Source organism: Amycolatopsis albidoflavus (assembly GCF_039525725.1).
GTDB classification, from domain to species: Bacteria; Actinomycetota; Actinomycetes; order Mycobacteriales; family Pseudonocardiaceae; genus Amycolatopsis; species Amycolatopsis albidoflava.
In genome coordinates, this window is the sequence record NZ_BAAAHV010000012.1 from 235,941 (window position 1) to 255,121 (window position 19,181).

Sequence of the window (19,181 nt, forward strand, 5' to 3'; positions counted from 1 at the left end):
ACCACGGGTGTTTCAGCGGACGCGAGGCGTGAACTCGGCGAGATCCGGCAACGGCGGCACCTCCCGCGCATACGCGTCCGCGGCCAGCACTCCCGTCGTGACCCGGGTCGCCGTGCGGTGGCCGAGTTCGTCGAGGATTTCCTGCTCGGTCCGGCCCCGGGCGAGCAGCAGCAGGAACGGGTCGGCGTCGAGCAGCCACGCGACCTGGAACGACAGCGCGGCGGCGTGCCGGCACGGGAGCTCCCAGCCGGGGCAGTCGCAGTCCGGGTCGAGGTCGCCGATGCCGGGCAGGAGCGGGACGACCTCGGCCAGCTCCGGCGGCAGGTGCCGGTCGAGCAGCGCGGCGAGGTGCCCGGAATGGTCGGCGGCGCGGTCCAGCAGCAGCTCCCAGTCCGTTGTGGACAGTTCGGCCAGGTGCACGCCGGTGCGGTACGGGCCGTCGTCGGCGTCCTCGGTGGTCGCGGTGATGCGGCCCGGGCTCACCGTGATGGGGCCGACCAGGCCCGCCGCGGCGTAGCTTCGGCCCTTCTTCAGCTGCCGCAGGTCGAGCGCGGTGTCCTCCATCGCCTGCAGCCACGCGCGGCCCCACCAGGTGCGGGCGAACGGGCCGCGGCCGGGGCGGGCGGGGAACGCGGGGAATCCGCGGACCCGGTCGGTCATCGCTGCCTCCGGAGGGTCACGAGCTCGGCCAGTTCGTCGTCGGTGAGTTCGGTGAGAGCGGCCTCGCCCGAGGCGAGCACCGCGTCGGCGAGGGCGCGTTTCTCCCGCAGCATCACCGCGATCCGGTCCTCGACCGTGCCTTCCGCGACCAGCCGGTGGACCTGCACCGGCCGCGTCTGCCCGATCCGGTACGCGCGGTCGGTCGCCTGGTCCTCGACCGCCGGGTTCCACCACCGGTCGTAGTGCACGACGTGATCGGCGCGGGTGAGGGTCAGCCCGGTGCCCGCGGCCTTGAGCGACAACAGGAACACCGGCACCTCGCCGTTCTGGAAGCCGCGGACCAGCTCCTCGCGCCGCGCGACCGGGGTGCCGCCGTGCAGCAGCTGCGACGGGATGCCGCGCGCGGCGAGGTGCCGTTCCAGCAGCCGCGCCATCACGACGTACTGGGTGAACACCAGCACCGCGCCGTCCTCGGAGAGGATCGTGTCGAGCAGTTCGTCGAGCAGCTCGAGTTTCCCGGACCGGCCGGCGAGCGTGCTGTCGTCCGGCTCGCCGAGATACTGCGCGGGGTGGTTGCAGATCTGCTTGAGCGCGGTGAGGAGCTTGACCACCCGGCCGCGGCGGGCCATGCCGTCGCTCGCGGAGATGTCCGCCATCAGCTCGCGCACGGTGGCCTCGTACAGCGACGCCTGCTCGGTGGTGAGCGACACCGGCCGGTCGGTCTCGGTCTTGGCGGGCAGCTCGGGCGCGATGCCCGGGTCGGATTTGCGGCGGCGCAACAGGAACGGCCGCAGCAGCCGGGACAGCTGCTCGGCGACCGCCGGGTCGGCGCCGGATTCGACCGGCTTCCCCCAGCGGCGGCGGAAATCGGCGAGCGGGCCGAGCAGACCCGGCGTGGTCCAGTCGAGGATCGCCCACAGCTCGGTGAGCGTGTTCTCCACCGGCGTGCCGGTGAGCGCGACCTTCGCCGCGGAAGGCAGCAGCCGCAACGCTTTCGCCGTGTCCGAGCGGTGGTTCTTCACGTGCTGCGCCTCGTCGGCGACCAGCAGATCCCAGCCCACCTCGGCCAGCGGCGCGGGGTCGGCGCGCAGCGTGCCGTAGGTGGTGAGGACGAAGCCGCCGTCGAGCTCGTGCAGCGACCGCGAGGCGCCGTGGAACCGGCGCACCGCGACCCCGGGCGCGAACCGGCGGATCTCGGTTTCCCACGTGCCCAGCAGCGAAGCCGGGCACACGACCAGCGTCGGCCCGGCACCGCGGTGCAGGTGCAGCGCGATGAGCGTGACGGTTTTGCCCAGCCCCATGTCGTCGGCGAGACAGCCGCCGAGACCCAGCCCGGTGACCGTGTCGAGCCACTGCAGGCCGCGCAGCTGGTAGTCGCGCAGGGCCGCGGCCAGCCCGGCCGGCTGCGGCACCGGCTCGGGATCGGCCGACAGCCGCGCGCGCAGGTCTTCCAGCCAGCCGTCGGTGCGGACGTCGACCAGGTCGCCGTCCACCTCGGTGCGGCCGGTGAGCGCGACGCCGAGCGCCTCGATCGCGGTCAGCGGCTTGAGCGTGCGATTCCGGGCACGGTCGGCGGTCTTGCCGTCCAGCAGCACCCACCGGTCCCGCAGCCGGACGACCGGACGCTGGGCCTCGGCGAGCGCGTCTAGTTCCGCGACGCTCAGCTCGCTGTCGCCCAGTGCGAGCTGCCAGTCGAACTGCAGCACCCGGTCGCCGCCGAAGAACGACCGTGCGTCGGACGGCGCGTCGCCCGGCCGGACGACCGCGCGCGCGGCCAGCCCGGTCAGCTCCGCGGGCCAGTGCACCGCCAATTCGGCGGCGTCGAGCGCGCCGGCGAGCAGCTCGGCGATCTCGCGGTCTCCCAACGCGACCGACGACGGAACCGCCGCCGACAGCAGCGGAGCCAGCGCGGGCCACACCTCCGCTCCGTGCCGCAATGCCAGCAGCACCTCGTGCCGCGCCTCCTGGCTCCCGGTGCGCCACAGCTCTTCCGCGTCGGCCAGGGGCTCGGTCCCGCCGTGCACCTGGACGACCGCGCGGAACCGGCCGCCCGCCAGATCGTCGGACTCGATCCGCAGCGACACGCGCAGCGCGGGCTCCACTCCGGCGACGTCGCCGAGGAACCGCATCAGCAGCGGATACGGCTCCGGCAACCGCGCCGGGTCGCCGGGGATCGGCGTCGCGTGGGCGTGCGGAGGCATCGCGTCGGCAAGACGCCGCAGCCACGTTTCCTCGGCCGGGTCGAGCGGTCCGGTCCACCCGGCCGAGGCGAGTCGTTCCGCGGCTTCGGCGGCCAGCGCCCAGAACCGCGCGGACGGATCCGTGAGCGCGCGCAGCACCGGAACCGCCTCGGCGGTCGGCAACCGCAGCGCGGGCACCGTGCGCACCCCGTCCGGCTGCACGACATCGACCGTGCCGGGCGCCCCGGGACCGTCCGGCTCCGCGCCGTCCGGTCTCCAGAACACGATCCGGCCCGGCTCCACCACTGCTGAATTCAGTGCTCCGCCCTCCCCTGGCTGGCCTGTCCGGGATAGTCTACCGGAAAACTCTGTACTGCGTACAAGGAGCGAAATGGACACCGAGGAGCCGGGCGATCCGCGGCGGACCATCGAACTGCTGTGGGGCGTGCCCGGTCCCCCGCGCCGCGGCCCGAAACCGAAGCTGTCGGTCGAGCACGTGGTGGCGGCCGGGGTGCGGGTCGCGGACGCGGACGGGCTCGACGCGGTCACCATGCGCCGGATCGCCGACGAACTGGGCGTCGCGACGATGTCGCTCTACACCTACGTGCCCGGCCGTGAGGAACTGCTGGAGCTGATGCTCGACCACGCGCACGGCGAACTTCCCGGCGAGCTGCCGGAAGGCTGGCGGGCCGGGCTCGCCGCGGTCGCCGAGGACCTCTGGCGGCTCTACCACCGGCATCCGTGGCTGCTGGAGATCCGCGTCGGCCGTCCGACGCTGGGCCCGCACACCTTCGCCAAATACGAGCGCGAACTGGCCGCGATGGACGAACTCGACCTCGACGACGTCCAGCTCGACGCGATCGTCAGCCTGCTCAACGGATTGGTCGCGGGCGCGGCGCGCGGTTCGGTGGACGCGACCCGCGCCGCGCGGCGCAGCGGGATGACCGACGTCGACTGGTGGAACCGGTCCGCGCCGGTGCTGGCCGAGATCCCGGCGGCGGACCCGGCGCACTTCCCGCGCGCGAGCCGGGTCGGCACCACCGCCGGGCAGACCTACGGCGGGTCGTCGGATCCCGAGCACCATTTCCGGTTCGGGCTCGGCCGCATCCTCGACGGGATCGGGAAGCTCGCCGGAGCCTGAACGCGGGAAATTGTCGGTGCCGCGGTTTACCGTTCGGAGGGTGTCGGCGGAACTGGTTCGCCGGCCGGCCCGAGAAGGGAGTGTGCGGTGACCGGGGAGCACGACGTGGTCGAAGCCGCTGTCGCGCAGGCGTTCCGCGACGAGTGGGGCTCGGTCGTGGCCACGCTCATCCGCGTCACCGGCGACTGGGACCTTGCCGAGGAATGCGCGCAGGACGCGTTCGCGCTCGCCGTGCGGACCTGGCCGCGCGACGGCGTTCCCGACCGCCCCGGAGCGTGGCTCACCACCGCCGCGCGCAACCGTGCGGTCGACCGGCTGCGGCGCGCGGCGGCGGGAGCGGACAAGCTCAGGGAGGTCGCGAGCCTGGCCGTGCCGGACGAACCGATCACTGTCCACAGTGGAGCCAGCGGAGTCCGTGGAGCCAGTGAAGTCAGCGGAGTGGAGGACGACCGGCTGCGGCTCATTTTCACCTGCTGCCACCCCGCGCTCGCCTTCGAAGCACAGGTCGCGCTCGCGCTGCGCACGCTCGTCGGGCTCAGCACCGCGGAGATCGCCCGCGCGTTCCTGGTGTCCGAATCGACGATGTCGCAGCGCCTCGTCCGGGTGAAACGCAAAATCCGCGCCGCCGGGATCCCGTACCGGGTGCCGCCCGCCCACCTGCTGCCCGAGCGCACCGCCGCGGTGCTCGGCGTGCTGTACCTGTTGTTCAACGAGGGCTACTCGGCCAGCGAGGGCGACGATCTCCAGCGCCCCGACCTGGCAGGCGAAGCCATCCGGCTGGCCCGGCTGCTGTGCACTCTGATGCCGGACGAACCCGAGGCCACCGGTCTCCTCGCGCTCCTTCTGCTGCACCACGCCCGCCGCAGCACGCGAAACACGCCCGACGGCGAACTGATCCCGCTCGACGAACAAGACCGGAGCAGGTGGGACACCGCCGCGATCGCCGAGGGCACCGCGCTGCTCGAAGGCGCGCTGCGGCGGCGCAGTCCCGGGCCGTACCAGGTGCAGGCCGCGATCGCCGCGTGTCACGCCGCCGCCGCGCGCGCCGAGGACACCGACTGGGCGCAGATCGCCGGGCTCTACCTCGAACTGCGGCGTTTCCGGCCGGGTCCGGTGGTCGAGTTGAACCGCGCGGTCGCGGTCGGGATGGCCGCCGGGCCGGAAGCCGGGCTCGCCCTCGCCGACCGGCTCACCGAAGACCTGGCGGGCTACCACCTGCTGCCCGCCACCCGCGCGGACTTCCTCCGCCGCCTCGGCCGCGCCGAAGAAGCCCAGGTCGCGTACACCGAAGCGCTCGCGCTGGCCCGCACCGGAGCCGAACGCAGCTATCTCCGGAGAAGACTTTCGGAAATTTCTTCGCCCGAGGTGTCTGTCTCGGTCTCCTCCGTTCGTCGGGAAGGCAAACCGACCCCGGAAGGACAGCCATGATCACGAAAACCCTTCGAGTGCCCGGCGCGGAACTCCACTACGACGTCGCGGGCTCCGGACCGCTGCTGCTCCTCGTGCCCGGCGGACCCGCGGACGCCACCGCGTTCACCGCCCTGCGCCCGTTCCTCACCGACCGCTACACCGTCGTCACCTTCGACCCGCGCGGCATCTCGCGCAGCCGCACCACCGAACTCGACGACGACCTGGTCGGCCAGCACGCCGAGGACGTGCAGCGGCTGCTCACCGAACTGGACGGCGGACCGGTCTCCGTGCTGGCCAACAGCGGCGGTGCGATCACCATGCTCGAACACGCCACCCGCTACCCCGGCGCGGTGCGGACGCTCGTCGCGCACGAACCGCCCGTCAGCCGCTATCTCGGCGAACTGCTGGCCGACTTCCCGGACATCCCGGCGATCTACCGGGAGCAGGGCATCGACGCGGCCGTCGGTGCGTTCATGGCCGCCAGCGGATTCGAGATCCCGCCGCCGCCGGAGCACCCCACCGCCGAGGAAATCGAGCAGGGCAAGCAGATGCGGGGCAACTTCGAGGTGTTCTTCGGCAAGCTGATGGGCGCGATCGGCGCCTGGGAACCCGACCTCGAAGCACTCGCCGCCGCGGACACCCGGATCGTCGTCGCAGTGGGCGACGCGATCGGGACCCCGGCGTACGAGGCAGGCGTCGGACTCGCCCGCGCGCTGGGCAGCGAACCTGTCCGGTTCCCGGGAGACCACGCCGGCTTCGCCGTCGAACCCGAGGCGTTCGCCGCCCGCCTCGCCGAAACTCTCACCGAGGAGAACTCATGCGCTACCTCCTGATGATCGCCGGGTCCGAAGCACCCACCGAGGAACAGCTCGCGATCGGCTGCGGCGGCTGGTCCGAGGACCTGGTGGAACGCGGCATCCTCGTCGGCGGCGGAGGCCTGCACCCGCCCGCGACAGCCACCACGGTGCGCGTGCGCGACGGCGACGTCCTGCTCAGCGACGGGCCGTTCGCCGAGACCAAGGACCAGATCGGCGGCTACGCCGTGCTCGAATGCGCCGACCTCGACGAGGCCGTCGAGCACGCGTCCCGGCATCCGGCCGCCACCTACGGAACGATCGAAGTACGCCCGCTCCTCGGCTGAGGCGCGGCCCCTGAACCGGAAGGAATCCCATGCCCGCCATTGTGGACAGAAACGAGCAGCGCTACGTCGGCTACCGCGCGACGGTCGGATTCGACGGCATGGCCGCCGTCGCGCACCGGATCGCCGCGATCGTCGGCGCGCTCGCCGAACGCGGCCTCGAACCCGCCTGCGCGCCGTTCCTCCGTTACCTGGTGCTCGGCACGGACATGCAGACCGTCACCGTCGAGGCCGGAGTCCCGGTCGCGGACGCCGTCGACCTCGGCGACGACTACTTCAACGCCGTCCTGCCGGCCGGGAAATACGCCCAGGCCACCCACCACGGCGCGCCGGACGGGCTCTTCGCCGCCACCGCGGACCTGCTCGCCTGGGGCGAGAAGGAGGACGTGCGCTGGGACCGCACCGTCGAGGCCGACGGCGAGCACTGGACCGCCCGGCTCGAGATCTACCGCACCAACCCGCAGGCGGAGCCGGACCCGAACAACTGGGACACCGACCTCTGCTTCCGGCTCGCGGACTGACCGGCCGGTGGCCCGGGGTCAGGCGCCCCGGGTCACCAAAGCGCCGACGAGACACCCGAACCCGGCCGCCGACGCCACCGTCCGCACCGTGTTCCACCGCACCCACGGCTCCTCGAACTGGGCCCGCAGCGCGGCGAAGTCGACCGAGTCCACGGCGAGGGCGTTGTTCATCGGCACGTTGATCGCGCCGGTCACGATCACCGTCGCCACCAGAAGCACCGCACCCGCGATGAGCCACGGCAACCCGCCCCGCGCGCCGCTTGTGAAGTGCAGGACCACCGCCGCGACCGCGAGCAGCGGCGCGCCCAGGAACGACAGCATGAACCAGCCGTTCACGATGACGTCGTTGATCCGGCGCATCGCGGTCACGAACGTGTGGTCGTCGGCCTGGGCGAGGCCGGGCATCACCGACACCGTGTACGCGTAGAACAACCCCGCGATCAGCCCCGCCGCGACCACTGCCGCCACGAGAACCGCCTTCGAAACGATCACCATCGTCGTGCCTTCCGTTTGTCCCCCAGTACGCCCCCAGTCAACCCAAAGCTCGCGAGACGATCCATCGCTTATCCGCTCGGAACCATGCGCGATCGTCTCAGCAGGAGACACCCATGCAGCACACCCTTCCGAACGGCGTCACGCTCGGCGCCGAGCACTTCGGCGACCCGGCCGACCCGCTGGTCCTGCTCGCCGGCGGCCCCACGATGCTGTCGTGGCCGGACGCCCTGTGCGAAGCCCTCGCTAGCGGCGGACGGCACGTCGTGCGCTACGACCTCCGCGACGCAGGCGCCTCGACCACCCTCGATCCGAACGCCCCGGCCTACACGCTGCGCGACCTCGCCGCCGACGCCGACGCTCTCGCCCGGGAAATCGACGACCGTCCCGCGCACCTGGCCGGGATCGGGGTCAGCGGGATGGTCGCCCAAGTCGCCGCCCTCGACCACCCGTCCGCCTTCTCCGCCCTGACGCTCTACGGAACGCGCCCCGTCGCGCCGGGCCCCGTCGACGCCGATCTGCCTGATCACGACGCGAAGACCATGCACAAGGTCTTCGCGCTGCCGATGCCCGACTGGTCAGACCGGGCCGCCGTCGCCGAACGCGCCGCCGTCAGCGCCGAGATCCTCGGCAACGACCCCGACGAGGCCCGAACCGTCGCTGAACGCATTTTCGACCGGGCGGCCAGCACGGAATCGGCGGTGCAGCTGGCGAATCAGCTGGGCATGGTGTTCTCCAAGCTCGACTGCACGCCGCGGTGGCGCGAACGCCTGCCGGAACTCGCGATCCCGACGGTCGTGTTGCACGGCCGGAGGGACGCGTTCTTCCCGGTCGGCAACGGGGAAGCCCTCGCCCGCGAGATCCCCGGCGCGCGGCTGGTCGTCGTGGAGGATGCCGCGAGCGCGATTCCGGACGCTGCCGTCGAGAAGATCGCGGCAGCGATGCTCGCTGCCTGAGCGGTCACCGGTGTTCGGTGCGGTGCCAGCGCCCGGGGTTGCTGGTTGGCGGTTGCGCTGTCGCACAACGGCGATGCGGAGCCGCACCCAGAAAGGCGGGCCGCGGACTGCGCGCGGCGGCAATCTCACTCCACGGCGCTGCCCAGCGATCCCGGCCAGCCCGAAACCCTCGAACCGCCCAGTTTTCCCTTGCCGCAGCGCTATTCTCAGCCTCGTGGACCCGCTCACCGCGTTGCTCGAGGGACCCCGTGCGCACGGCGCGTTCCTGCTCCGGTCCGTCCTGCGCCCGCCGTGGTCGCTGCGGATCGAGGACGAAGCGCCGCTGACCGTGCTCGCCGTGGTGCGCGGCGACGCCTGGCTGGCGCCCGACAACGCCGAAGCCGTGCGCCTGGACGCGGGCGACGTGGCCGTCATCCGGGGACCCGAGCCGTATCTCGTCGCCGACGATCCGGGCACGCCGCCGCAAGCGGTGATCCGTCCGGGGCAGGAGTGCGTCACCCCGGACGGCGGGCATCTCACCGACCTGACCGAGTTCGGCGTCCGCACCTGGGGCGGCGACGCCGACGGTCCGACGGTGCTGCTCACTGGGACCTACCCGACCGTCGGCGAGGTCTCGCGACGGTTGCTCGCCGCGGTGCCGGGCGTCGTCACCGCACGCGCCGGGACCAGCCCCGATCCGCTCGTCACGATGCTCGCCGACGAGATCGAGCGCGACGTCCCCGGGCAGGAAGCGGTCCTCGACCGGCTGCTGGACCTCCTGCTCGTCCGCGTCCTGCGCGAATGGCTCGACCGCCCGGCCGCGCCAGCCTGGTACCGCGCGCACGGCGACCCGGTGGCCGGACACGCGCTGCGTCTCCTGCAGGACCAGCCCGAGCATCCGTGGACCGTCGCCGGTCTGGCCAGCGCGACCGGCGTTTCCCGCGCCGCGCTCGCCCGGCGGTTCACCGACGCCGTAGGCGAACCGCCGATGACCTACCTCGCCACCTGGCGGCTCGCCCTCGCCGCCGATCTCCTGCGACAGCAACCCGACGCGACGCTCACCGCGATCGCCCGGCAGGTCGGCTACCGCAGCCCCTTCACGCTGAGCACCGCGTTCAAACGGGAGTACGGGCGCAGCCCGCAGCACTACCGCCTGCGCGAACCCGCCTGAACACCAAGTGCCGACGCGAGTCACCGCTGCGGACGGCACCGCGACCCGGCCCCGCACGCCCACGAAGACCACCGGCCGCCGGAAACGCGACGGACCGATGCCACCCGGCTGAGTCAGTCCTCCTCCCCGGACATCTTCGCGAACAGGTGCCGCACCTTTTCCGCCGCGCCGTCGGACATGAACAGCTCCAGGTTGTCCGCCGACATCCGCGCCGCCGGTTCGGCGCGGTCGAACATCGCCTCCTCGAACTTCCGCACGTCGCCGCCCTGAGCGAGAACCAGGGCAAGCTCGGCGCCGTCCCGCATCGCGAGGTTCGCGCCCTGTCCGGCGAACGGCGACATCAGATGCGCCGCGTCCCCGATCAGCGTCACGCCCGGCGCGTGGTCCCACCGCAACCCGACCGGCAGCGCGGTCAGGGGATACACCAGCACCGGACCGGACGACGCGTCCAGCAACGCCAGGAACTCCTCCGGCCACCCGGCGTAGAGCTCCTTCAGCGCGACGCGCGCACGATCCGGGTCGTCGAACGGGATCCCCGAGGTCTCCTGCCAGTCCTCGGCGCACCGCAGGGTCAGGTGAACGCGGATCGTGCCGTCTCCGTTGCGCTGCGCGGAAAGCGTCTGCTGATCCCCGATCGAGGAAAACCCGCCGCGCCCGACCAGCGCGGACGCCGCCGGGTGCGCTCGGTCCGCGTCGTGGATGACCAGTTCCAAGCCGTGCGCGCCGCAGTACGCCGGTTCCGCGTCGGTGAACAGCGGGCGGATTCTCGACCGGGCGCCGTCCGCGCCGACGAGGAAATCGCATTCCAGGGTTCCGCCGTCGGACAGGTGGACGCGGTGCCGTCCGTCGCCGAGCGGCTCCGCGCGAGTCACCGCGTGTCCCCAATGGACAGTCTCCTCGGGGAGCGCGTCGAGCAGCAGTTTCCGCAGCGCCGGGCGGTCCGCCTCAGGACGGCCCCAGCGCGCTTCGCCCTCGTCCGGGGTGATTTCCCGCCGCAGCAACGTTCCCGCGGAGTCATAGAGGACCATGTCCTGGCCCTCGGGCCGGGCGATCTCGCGGTAACCGGCCTCCAGGCCGGCCTCGCGCAGCGCCCACTGGCCCTCGTCGACCGTCAGGTCCAGCGTGCCGCCCTGCACTCGCGCCTCCGGGCCGGCGTCCCGTTCGCAGACCACGGCATCGACGCCGTGCGCCCTCAGCACCGCGGCACAGGTGAGCCCGCCCAGCCCGCCCCCAGCGATGACGATTCGCATGATGACATCCCCTCGATACACTGTATTGACTGAATACACCGTATCGGAAGCGTCCCGGTACTGTCACCCGAAAAGGAGCGAGCATGGACGAACTGGTGTGGGAACGGCCCGAACCGCCGGCGCGCGCGGCGCCGACGCCGTTGAGCCGCGCCCGCATCGTCGAGACCGCCTGCGCGCTCGCCGACGAGGGCGGACTGGAAGCGGTGTCGCTGCGCAAAGTCGCGGCCGCGCTCGGCGCCGGGCCGATGCGGCTGTACGGCTATCTCGACACCAAAGAAGAACTGCTCGACCTGATGACCGACGCCGTCTACGGCGAGATCCCCTTGCCAGACCCGGAAACCGAAGGGCTCGCCGCCCTCCGCGCGCTCGCGCACGGCTGCCGCGCGGCCGTCCAGCGGCACGAATGGTTCGCGGACCTGATCGGCGGACGGCCCGGGCTCGGCCCGAATGCTCTCGCCTACCTGGAGGCGTCGCTCGCCGCCGCGGCCGGGCCGGGCCCGATCGAGGACGCCGTGATCACGGTCTTCACCGTGCACTCCTACGTGACCGGCGCCGTCCGCAGCGAGATCCGCGAGCGGCGGCTCATCAGCGACACCGGCCTCGACGAGGAAAGCTGGCAGCGCGCCGCCGCGCCGTACCTGCAGCGGATGTTCGACTCCGGCCGCTACCCCACCCTCCTCCGCACCGCGCGCGACGCCGTCCACCCCGACGGCGACGCGGTCTTCTCCGCCGGCCTCGACCGGGTGCTCTCCGGACTCTCCCTGCCCTAGTTACCGCTTAAGCGGCAAGATGGCCCCATGGACACCGCCGCGCTGGGCCCGACGACCCGCGTCATGCACGCGATGGAACGGCTCTGGGCCGAAATCCGCAGCAGGCACGCGGACGTTCCCGAGGCGATCCTCGTGCTGGCCTCGGGAACGATGGGCACCACCACCGAGATCCACGGCCACTTCGCGCGGTCCCGCTGGCACGTCGGCGACGGCGTCGAACCGCGCGCCGAGTTCTTCCTCGGCGCGGAAGGCCTCCGGCGCGGCGCGGCCGAGATCCTCTCCACGACGCTCCACGAGGCCGCGCACGGACTCGCCGCCACCCGCGACATCGTCGACGTCAGCGACGGCCGCTACCACAACAAACGCTTCGCCGCGCTCGCCGCCGAACTCGGCCTGCGCGCCGAACAGGCCGACCGGATCGGCTGGTCCGCGACCACCGCGCTCCCCGCGACTCTCCAGTCGTACCAAGAAGAACTCTCCCGGCTCGAAGACGCGCTGACCGTGTGGCGGCACACCGAACAGGAGGTCGCACGACGCGCCGTGGCGGCTCCGCCGGACGATCCCGAAGGACCGGACGAGGTGGCCGAACCGCTCCCGCCGCCGGTGGTGATCGCTCCGGTCGACGGCCGCGGCGCGCATCGCGGCGGGCCGAACTACGTCGCGGCGATCTGCCGGTGCGAACCGCCGCGCCGGATCCGCGCGGCCCGATCGATCCTGGAGCTGGGGCCGATCACCTGCACGTTATGCACCGAACCGTTCATCGAGGCTTGACCGCTGCCGCGGCAGTGCGCAGTGCTTGCACTTTGCCATCACTTCGGGCTACCGTCGCGCATCACGAGCGGAGGGGGTCGCCATGCTGAAACAGGCAGCGGAGGGCGTGCTGGTCCACCAGAGCGAACTGCTGGAGAACAACGCGGTCGTCGTGCGGGGCCAGACTGGCGTGCTGCTAGTCGACCCTGGGCTCACGAGAGACGAACTGACCTGCCTCGCCGCCGATCTGCGCGAACTCGGCCAGCCGGTCGCGGCGGGATTCGCGACCCATCCGGATTGGGATCACGTGCTCTGGCACGCCGAATTCGGCGACGCTCCCCGCTACGGCACCGCCCGTTGCGCGGCCTCCCTGCGGGACCTGCTGGCAAAACCGGACTGGAAAACCCTTGTCGCCGAAGGATTGCCGCCGGAGATCGCCGACGACGTACCGCTGGACCTGCTCGGCCGCATCACCGGTCTGCCCGCCGGAACCGCGTATCTCCCGTGGGACGGCCCGCGAGTCCGGATCATCGAACATCCGGCGCACGCCCCCGGCCACGCGGCGCTGCTGATCGAGGAACCCGGAGTTCTCGTCGCGGGCGACATGCTTTCCGACGTCCTGGTCCCGATGTTCGACGCCACCGCCGACCCGATCGAGGACTACCTCGCCGGATTGCGCGCGCTCGAAGCCGTGGCGGACGACGTCGACGTGCTCATCCCCGGCCACGGATCCGTCGGGGTCGACGAGGTTCGCGCGCGAATCGACCTCGACCGCGCGTACGTGCAGGCCTTGCGCGACGGTCGCGAGCCCGACGACCCGCGGATCGGCCCGTCGGCCAAGCCCGGCTGGGAGTGGGTCCGGGATCTGCACCAGGGACAAGCCCGGAGGCTTGCCCGGACCAGCGGCTGAGGATCAGCCGAGCCAGCCGCGGTGCAACGCCGGAGCGAGTTCGTGCGCGGCGGAATCGCGGATGGCGTTCTCGTCGTGGAGATACCCCTCCGTGGTCGACAACGCGGCGTGCCCGAGATCGCGCTGCACCTGGCGCGGCGGGACCCCTCGCTCGATCGCGTGCGTCGCGTAGGAGTGGCGCGCCGAATGCGGATGGATGGTGTCGCACAACGACTGCAGGTGCGTCGCGACGAACCGCGCCTCGGCGGTGTCGAGCAGTTCCCGCAGCCGCGCGGTCTTGGGCGGCTGGCAGAACGTCGCGCACAGCCGCCGCAGCAACGCCGTCACGTGCGAAACGTGCACGCGCGCGCCGGTGCTCGTGACGAACAGCGGCTCCGCCCGATTCGCGCCCACCTGCCCGCGCAGCGCCGGGACCTGCGGCGTGACCCGGTCCGCGAGATAGGCGTCGAGCGCGTCCGCCACCGGTGCGGCCAGCGCGACCTCGCGGTCCTTGGATCCCTTGCCGTGCACGCGAAGCACGCCGATGCCGCCCGCGGCCGGCCGCCGGTAGTCGCCCAGATCGACGCCGACGAGTTCCTCCGCGCGCACCCCGGTGCCGATCAGGATCTCGACCATCGCCCGGTCGCGCAGGCCGTTGCGGCTGTGGTCGACCAGCAGCCACGCGGCGAGCAGCAACGCCCGGCACGCGTCGAACGACCAGCGCGCGGTCTGCGACGGGACGCCGGAAGGCCGGTTGAGATGCTGCGCGCGCCGGTCGACGAGCGCGGCGGGATTGTGCCCGGCCAAGCCCTCCCGCAGCAGGTACTTGCGGTAGAACGCGGACACCGCCGACAGCATCCGGCCGCGCGTCGCGTCGCGGTACCCGGCTTGGGCCAGCTCGTCCAGCCACTGCTCGACGTGCTCCACCCGGACGTCGGCGAAGGACGTGAACCCGTTGCGCAGACACCACGGCAGCCACGCGAGCGCGTCCGGATCGGTCCGCCGCGACCGGCCGCGGCGACGGCCCGGGTCCGGCGGCTGGTAGCCGGGCACCCAGTCGAGCGGGATGCCGAGATCGGTCGCGTACGCGACGCGGGTGTTGACCGACGCGTACACGCGGAGAAACTCCCCGAACCGCTCCCGCGCGTCCTTGCCCGCTCCCCCGGCATCGGTCACCGCGAGGGTCACGCGCGCCCGCCCGGATACAGCGCGGCGACCCCGGCGAGCACGAGATCAATCCCGGCGAGGAACTGCTCGCGGTCGTCGTGCTCGCTCATCTGGCCCGCCATCGCCCGAGTCGTCTCGTACTCCGCCGGGTCCAATGCCTCCCACGCTTCCGCCGTGGCGGCAAGGAATTCGGCCCGGTCCGCGTCCGGCTCGGTCACCTGGCTGTTCGCCGCGTTCTGCCCGGCCGCGCCCAGGACGTAGTGCATCAGCACCGACGTCGCGGTGAACCAGTGCTCCTCAGGCACGCCCAGCGCCCGGACCCGGCGGCCGAGGCTCTCGAGAATCCGCGGCGTCACCGGCCCGCCGGGGCTGCGGGACAACTGAAGCAGAAGCTGCGCGGCGAGCCACGGATGCGCGTCGATCGCGGAGAACAGCCCGAGCGCGACCGCGTGCACTTCCTCGCGCGGCGATCCGGCCGACTCCGCCGCCAGCGCGTCCGCCACCACCGCGTCGGTCGCGGCGACCAGCAGTTCGCCCTTGTTCGCGACGTGCCAGTAGATCGCCCCGGGGCCGGTCGCGAGCCGCTCGGTGAGCACCCGGAAGGTCAGGCCGCTCTCGCCGGCCGCGTCCAGCAGTTCCACCGCCGCCTCGACGATGCGCTCCCGAGAGAGCGCCTCCGTGCGCCGCTGTGCCCGGCGCGTCCCCGTAGCCATGGGTCCATCTTGACACATCTGGAGCGCCGTTCCAATATGGAATGGCGTACCAGAAATTCTCTTTCGAAGGAGCCGTGTCATGAACACACCCGTCACGATCGTCGGCGCCGGGCTCGGCGGTCTCACGCTCGCCCGCGTCCTGCACGTCCGCGGAATCCCCGCCGCCGTCTACGAAGCCGAGCCGTCGCCGGCCTCGCGCGCCCAGGGCGGCCTGCTCGACATCCACGACTACAACGGTCAGCTCGCCGTCGAAGCCGCCGGGCTGACCGCCGAATTCCGCACCCTGATCCTGGAGGGGAGACAAGAACTGCGGCTGCTCGACCGGGACGGGACAGTGCTGTTCAAACAACCCGACGACGGCACCGGCGGCCGTCCCGAAGTCCACCGCGGCGAGCTTCGGCAGCTGCTGATCGACTCGCTGCCGGAGGGCACTGTCCACTGGGGACACAAGGTCAGCGGTGTGCGGGCCGTGGCCGAGGGCTACGAGGTCGCGTTCGCCGACGGAACCACGGTCACCACAGACCTGCTGGTCGGCGCGGATGGCGCCTGGTCGAAGGTCCGGCCGCTGCTGTCCTCGGCGAAGCCGGAGTACAGCGGGGTGTCCTCGGTCGAGACCTTCGTCTACGACTCCGACCGCCGGTTCCCGGCCACGGCCGAAGCGGTCGGCGGCGGGATGCTGCTGGTGCTCGCGCCGGGCCACGGCATCACCGCGCACCGCGAACGAGAGGGGATCCTGCACGCCTACATCGGGCTCGAACGGTCGCTGGACTGGTTCGACGGCATCGATTTCGCCGACGCAGCCGCCGCGACCGCCCGGATCGCGGCGGAGTACGAGGGCTGGTCGACGGCGTTGACCACGCTGATCACCGAAAGCAACACCGCACCGGTCCTGCGCCCCCACTACGGCTTGCCGATCGGGCACCGGTGGGAGCGGGTGCCTGGCGTGACGCTGATCGGCGACGCCGCGCACCTCGCCCCGCCGAACGGAGAAGGCGCGAACCTGGCCATGCTCGACGGCGCCGAACTCGGGCTCGCGCTCGCCGCCCATCCCGGCGACGTCGAGGCCGCGCTGGCCGAGTACGAACGGGCGATGTTCCCGCGCGGCGAGGAAACCGCCGCCGAGGGCGCGCACCTGCAGCGGCAGATGTTCGGTCCCGACGCACCGCACGGCCTGCTCGCCGACTTCGTCGCCGGGACCTAGCCCTGGGCAGGTCCGTGAAGGGCTCCTTGCAGGAATTAGATTCCCTCAAGGAGCCCTTCACGGACTCACCTGCGTCAGGCCGCTGCTTCCCGGAGGGCGGCGGAGAGCGCACGGGCCTCGTGCTCGGTCATCCGGCCGGTTTCGTACGGCACGCCGTTGACCCACCGCTGCGTCAGCCGGGCGATCCGCTCGCCGTAGCGCTGGGCGGTGACCCGATCGCCAGGCGAACCGGCGTCCTCCGGGCCCAGGTCGGCGTGGCTCTGGCTCATCAGCCCCAGCCACGAGCCGAGCCGGTTGACGTCGTCGCGGGTCCCGCCGCTCCAGTTGTTGCCCGGCATGTCGCCCACGCCGATCCACTGCATGCCCAGCTGCGCCGCGAACACCGACAGCTGCTGCAGCACCGCCAGCTTGTCGCCGCTCTGCGACGCGGACATGGTGAACCCGCCGGCCAGCTTGTCCTTCCACGCCTGCGTCGTGAACGGCGTGAACGCGGCCTCCATGAACGCCTTGAACACCGCCGACACGCTGCCCATCAGCGTCGGGCAGCCCAGGACGATCGCGTCGGAACGGTCCAGCAACGCCATGACCTCGCTGTCGTGCCAGCGGCCCGCGGTGACGTCCTCGGCTCGGATGTCGACGAGGTGCACCTGCACGCCCGGCACCTGCCGTGCCCCTTCGGCGAGGTGCTCGGCCAAGAGACGGGTGTGCCCGTGCACCGAGTGGCAGACGACGGTCACGGTGGCGTGCGGGATGCCGTCAACGGCATTGGCTGTCATGCGAAAACTTCTTCCAGTCGTGGGAAATCCCCTGCTTGCTCCCCATCTCATCCCGATCGCCGGACGCCATCAACGCCGTTCTCCGGCACCCAGCGATCGGTGACACCGATTGATCCGGCTAGCCTGCTCCGGTGGACAGGATCGAGCTCGAAGCGTTCGTCACGGTCGCGGAGGAGCTCCATTTCGGCCGCGCCGCCGAACGCCTCCACCGCGGACAGCCGACCGTCAGCGACGCCGTCCGCCGTCTGGAGAAAACCTTGGGCGGCAAGCTGTTCCACCGCACCAGCCGCCGCGTCTCGCTGACCGATCTCGGCGAAGCGCTCCTGCCCGACGCCCACGCCACCCTCGCCCAGCTGCGCCGCTTCGAGCAACGCGGCCGTTCCCTGGCCGGCGGCGACCGGGCGCGCACCACTCTCGTCGTCGCCCACGCCGAGTACACCGCGCACCAAGTGCTGATGCGCTGCCTGCCGCAGCTGCGCGAGCGGTTCCCGGACGTCGCCATCGTGCCGGAGCCGATGCCGACCACCGCTCAGCTCGCGGCCCTGCGTGCCGAAACCGTCGGGCTCGGCATCGGCTGGGCGACCGGCGGAATCGACGGCGTCCGGGCGAGGGTGCTGTCCGCCGAACGGTTCGTCGCGCTTGTGCCCGCGGCGCATTCCCTTGCCGGACATGCCGAACTGAGCGCCGCCGAGCTGTCCTCGAGCGCGTTGCTGACCTGGCCGCACCAGATCAACAGCGGGCTGTGCGACCGGCTGCTGTCCGCGTTCCGGATCAGCGGGGCGGACCTGCGGATCATCCGGACCGCCGACAGCGTGCAGGCGATCGCCGCCCACGTCGCCGCCGGAACGGGCATCGGGATCACCGTCGAATCGGCACTGGACCACCAGCCGCCGGGACTGCGGATCATCCCGCTGACCGGTCCTTCGACGACCGCCGACCAGGTGGTCCTCTTGCCCGAAAAGCCGTCCGAAGTCGCGCTCGCGCTGCGGGATCTGTTGGTGCGGGCTTCTTTCGCGGGTTAAGGACACGCGCCGGAGAGAATCCGGCCGTGCAGCTCCACCAACCGCGCGCCGGGATCGACGCCCAGCTCGGTGCGGAGGCGGCGGCTCAGCCCTGCGTACCGGCGAAGCGCGTCCGCCTGGCGGCCGTGCCGGCACAGCACCGTCATCAGCTGCGCGGCGATCCGCTCGTCCAGCGGATGTTCGGCGGCGTAGTGGTTCAGCGGGCCGAGCAGCTCCGACGACTTGCCTTCCCGCAGGCAGATGTCGAACAGATCCAGCTCCGCCCCAAGCCGCTCGGCTGCGAACCGCGCGCGCAGATCGACCAGCCACGCGGCGTCGACATCAACGAACGGAACGCCGCGGCACAGCGACAACGCGGCTTCGTAGGACTGTTTCGCCCGCCGCCGGTCGCTGCCGGACTTCCGCGCCCGCGACACCAGGCCGCGGAACCGGCACAGGTCGATGTCGTCCTCGTCGACGATCAGCACGTATCCGCGGTGCCCGCGCGTCAGCACCAGCCGATCACTGTGCTGGACCACCCCGCGAAGCCGGGAAACGTAGCTGTAGAGCGCGTTGTGCACCCGCGCCGGCGGGGAGCCGTTCCAGACCCGGCTGATCAGCTCGCCTGCCGAGATCTGGACGTTCGGCTGGATGAGAAGCGCCGCGAGGAGCCGGCGCTGCCGCGGCGGGCCTAGCGCGAGAATCCGTTCGCCGACCCGTATTTCGACCTCTCCGAGAACCCTCACCTCGGTGCCGCTCACGGAACCTCCCTGGGTTGTTTCCGGGATACCAGTCCCGCCGCCGCGGTTTCAAGGTCGCGGCAAGGTTTCGACAAGGCGCCCCGGCCACGATGGGCCACGGCCCGGGCAGCGTCGCTCCGCATCGGGAACGCGCCCGCCGGCTTTCGCCGACCGATGGCGCGGTTTCCCGCTGCCGGGAACGGAAATCGGGAGGTGAAGGCCCATGCTGTACCGCCACTGACCCGGCAAGCGCAGTGCGGGCGCGGCGCGGCCGGG

The 19,181-nt window shown here is 71.9% G+C and carries 20 protein-coding genes; 12 read left to right on the plus strand and 8 right to left on the minus strand.

What is annotated here, in order from left to right; genetic code table 11:
* Window positions 1–12: 12 nt before the first annotated feature.
* Window positions 13–660, minus strand: a complete 648-nt coding sequence (locus ABD156_RS19525; RefSeq protein ID WP_344275166.1) for an SWIM zinc finger family protein — start codon at window positions 658–660, stop codon at window positions 13–15.
* Window positions 657–3,125, minus strand: a complete 2,469-nt coding sequence (locus tag ABD156_RS19530; protein WP_344275169.1) for an SNF2-related protein — start codon at window positions 3,123–3,125, stop codon at window positions 657–659. The genes ABD156_RS19525 and ABD156_RS19530 overlap by 4 nt, the downstream gene beginning before the upstream one ends.
* Before the next feature lie 106 nt (window positions 3,126–3,231).
* Between ABD156_RS19530 and ABD156_RS19535 the strand changes: the two genes are divergently transcribed.
* The 5 genes from ABD156_RS19535 (at window position 3,232) to ABD156_RS19555 (ending at window position 7,050) form a co-directional block, all read left to right on the plus strand.
* Window positions 3,232–3,981, plus strand: coding sequence for a TetR/AcrR family transcriptional regulator (locus ABD156_RS19535; protein WP_344275172.1), 750 nt, complete (start codon window positions 3,232–3,234; stop codon window positions 3,979–3,981).
* An 87-nt stretch (window positions 3,982–4,068) separates the two neighbouring features.
* The gene (locus tag ABD156_RS19540; RefSeq protein ID WP_344275175.1) at window positions 4,069–5,409 is read left to right on the plus strand and encodes an RNA polymerase sigma factor; all 1,341 of its coding nucleotides are present in this window, start codon (window positions 4,069–4,071) and stop codon (window positions 5,407–5,409) included.
* Window positions 5,406–6,224, plus strand: coding sequence for an alpha/beta fold hydrolase (locus ABD156_RS19545; protein ID WP_344275178.1), 819 nt, complete (start codon window positions 5,406–5,408; stop codon window positions 6,222–6,224). Before ABD156_RS19540 ends, ABD156_RS19545 begins: the two co-directional genes overlap by 4 nt.
* Window positions 6,209–6,532: a YciI family protein gene (locus ABD156_RS19550; protein ID WP_344275181.1), complete on the plus strand. Its 324-nt coding sequence runs from the start codon at window positions 6,209–6,211 to the stop codon at window positions 6,530–6,532. The genes ABD156_RS19545 and ABD156_RS19550 overlap by 16 nt, the downstream gene beginning before the upstream one ends.
* Window positions 6,533–6,561: 29 nt before the next feature.
* A complete protein-coding gene (locus ABD156_RS19555; RefSeq protein WP_344275183.1) occupies window positions 6,562–7,050 on the plus strand; it encodes a GyrI-like domain-containing protein in 489 nt (162 codons plus the stop codon).
* An 18-nt stretch (window positions 7,051–7,068) separates the two neighbouring features.
* Here ABD156_RS19555 and ABD156_RS19560 read toward each other — a convergent pair whose 3' ends face one another.
* On the minus strand, window positions 7,069–7,545 hold the full coding sequence (locus tag ABD156_RS19560; protein ID WP_344275186.1) for an anthrone oxygenase family protein: 477 nt from the start codon (window positions 7,543–7,545) through the stop codon (window positions 7,069–7,071).
* 113 nt (window positions 7,546–7,658) lie between these two features.
* Here ABD156_RS19560 and ABD156_RS19565 point away from each other — a divergent pair, with 113 nt between their 5' ends.
* Both ABD156_RS19565 and ABD156_RS19570 read left to right on the plus strand, forming a co-directional pair.
* Entirely contained in the window at window positions 7,659–8,498 is an 840-nt protein-coding gene (locus ABD156_RS19565) for an alpha/beta fold hydrolase (protein WP_344275189.1), read from the plus strand.
* Between the two features lie 214 nt (window positions 8,499–8,712).
* A complete protein-coding gene (locus ABD156_RS19570; protein ID WP_344275192.1) occupies window positions 8,713–9,648 on the plus strand; it encodes an AraC family transcriptional regulator in 936 nt (311 codons plus the stop codon).
* A gap of 113 nt (window positions 9,649–9,761) precedes the next feature.
* On the opposite strand, the gene ABD156_RS19575 is transcribed toward ABD156_RS19570, so the two are convergent.
* Window positions 9,762–10,898 (minus strand): FAD-dependent oxidoreductase, encoded by a 1,137-nt coding sequence (locus tag ABD156_RS19575; protein ID WP_344275194.1) that lies wholly within the window; start codon window positions 10,896–10,898, stop codon window positions 9,762–9,764.
* Window positions 10,899–10,981: 83 nt separating this feature from the next.
* Here ABD156_RS19575 and ABD156_RS19580 point away from each other — a divergent pair, with 83 nt between their 5' ends.
* From ABD156_RS19580 to ABD156_RS19590, 3 genes are all read left to right on the plus strand, one after another.
* Window positions 10,982–11,668: a TetR/AcrR family transcriptional regulator gene (locus ABD156_RS19580; protein WP_344275197.1), complete on the plus strand. Its 687-nt coding sequence runs from the start codon at window positions 10,982–10,984 to the stop codon at window positions 11,666–11,668.
* Between the two features lie 27 nt (window positions 11,669–11,695).
* Window positions 11,696–12,439 (plus strand): hypothetical protein, encoded by a 744-nt coding sequence (locus ABD156_RS19585; protein WP_344275200.1) that lies wholly within the window; start codon window positions 11,696–11,698, stop codon window positions 12,437–12,439.
* Window positions 12,440–12,521: 82 nt separating this feature from the next.
* The gene (locus ABD156_RS19590; RefSeq protein WP_344275204.1) at window positions 12,522–13,328 is read left to right on the plus strand and encodes an MBL fold metallo-hydrolase; all 807 of its coding nucleotides are present in this window, start codon (window positions 12,522–12,524) and stop codon (window positions 13,326–13,328) included.
* Between the two features lie 3 nt (window positions 13,329–13,331).
* Here the strand turns inward: ABD156_RS19590 and ABD156_RS19595 are convergent, their stop codons facing one another.
* Window positions 13,332–14,495, minus strand: a complete 1,164-nt coding sequence (locus tag ABD156_RS19595) for a tyrosine-type recombinase/integrase (protein ID WP_344275207.1) — start codon at window positions 14,493–14,495, stop codon at window positions 13,332–13,334.
* A complete protein-coding gene (locus ABD156_RS19600; RefSeq protein WP_344275210.1) occupies window positions 14,492–15,187 on the minus strand; it encodes a TetR/AcrR family transcriptional regulator in 696 nt (231 codons plus the stop codon). Before ABD156_RS19600 ends, ABD156_RS19595 begins: the two co-directional genes overlap by 4 nt.
* A gap of 79 nt (window positions 15,188–15,266) precedes the next feature.
* On the opposite strand from ABD156_RS19600, the gene ABD156_RS19605 reads away from it, so the two are divergent.
* Window positions 15,267–16,388 carry an FAD-dependent oxidoreductase gene (locus ABD156_RS19605; RefSeq protein WP_344275213.1) on the plus strand — a complete coding sequence of 374 codons (1,122 nt, stop codon included), beginning with the start codon at window positions 15,267–15,269 and terminating at the stop codon, window positions 16,386–16,388.
* Window positions 16,389–16,462: 74 nt separating this feature from the next.
* Here the strand turns inward: ABD156_RS19605 and ABD156_RS19610 are convergent, their stop codons facing one another.
* On the minus strand, window positions 16,463–17,164 hold the full coding sequence (locus ABD156_RS19610; RefSeq protein WP_344275216.1) for a flavodoxin family protein: 702 nt from the start codon (window positions 17,162–17,164) through the stop codon (window positions 16,463–16,465).
* A 131-nt stretch (window positions 17,165–17,295) separates the two neighbouring features.
* Between ABD156_RS19610 and ABD156_RS19615 the strand changes: the two genes are divergently transcribed.
* Window positions 17,296–18,186 (plus strand): LysR family transcriptional regulator, encoded by an 891-nt coding sequence (locus ABD156_RS19615; RefSeq protein ID WP_344275219.1) that lies wholly within the window; start codon window positions 17,296–17,298, stop codon window positions 18,184–18,186.
* Here ABD156_RS19615 and ABD156_RS19620 read toward each other — a convergent pair.
* Window positions 18,183–18,926: an AfsR/SARP family transcriptional regulator gene (locus tag ABD156_RS19620; RefSeq protein WP_344275222.1), complete on the minus strand. Its 744-nt coding sequence runs from the start codon at window positions 18,924–18,926 to the stop codon at window positions 18,183–18,185. The two genes, ABD156_RS19615 and ABD156_RS19620, sit on opposite strands and share 4 nt — an antisense overlap.
* Between the last annotated feature and the right edge of the window lie 255 nt (window positions 18,927–19,181).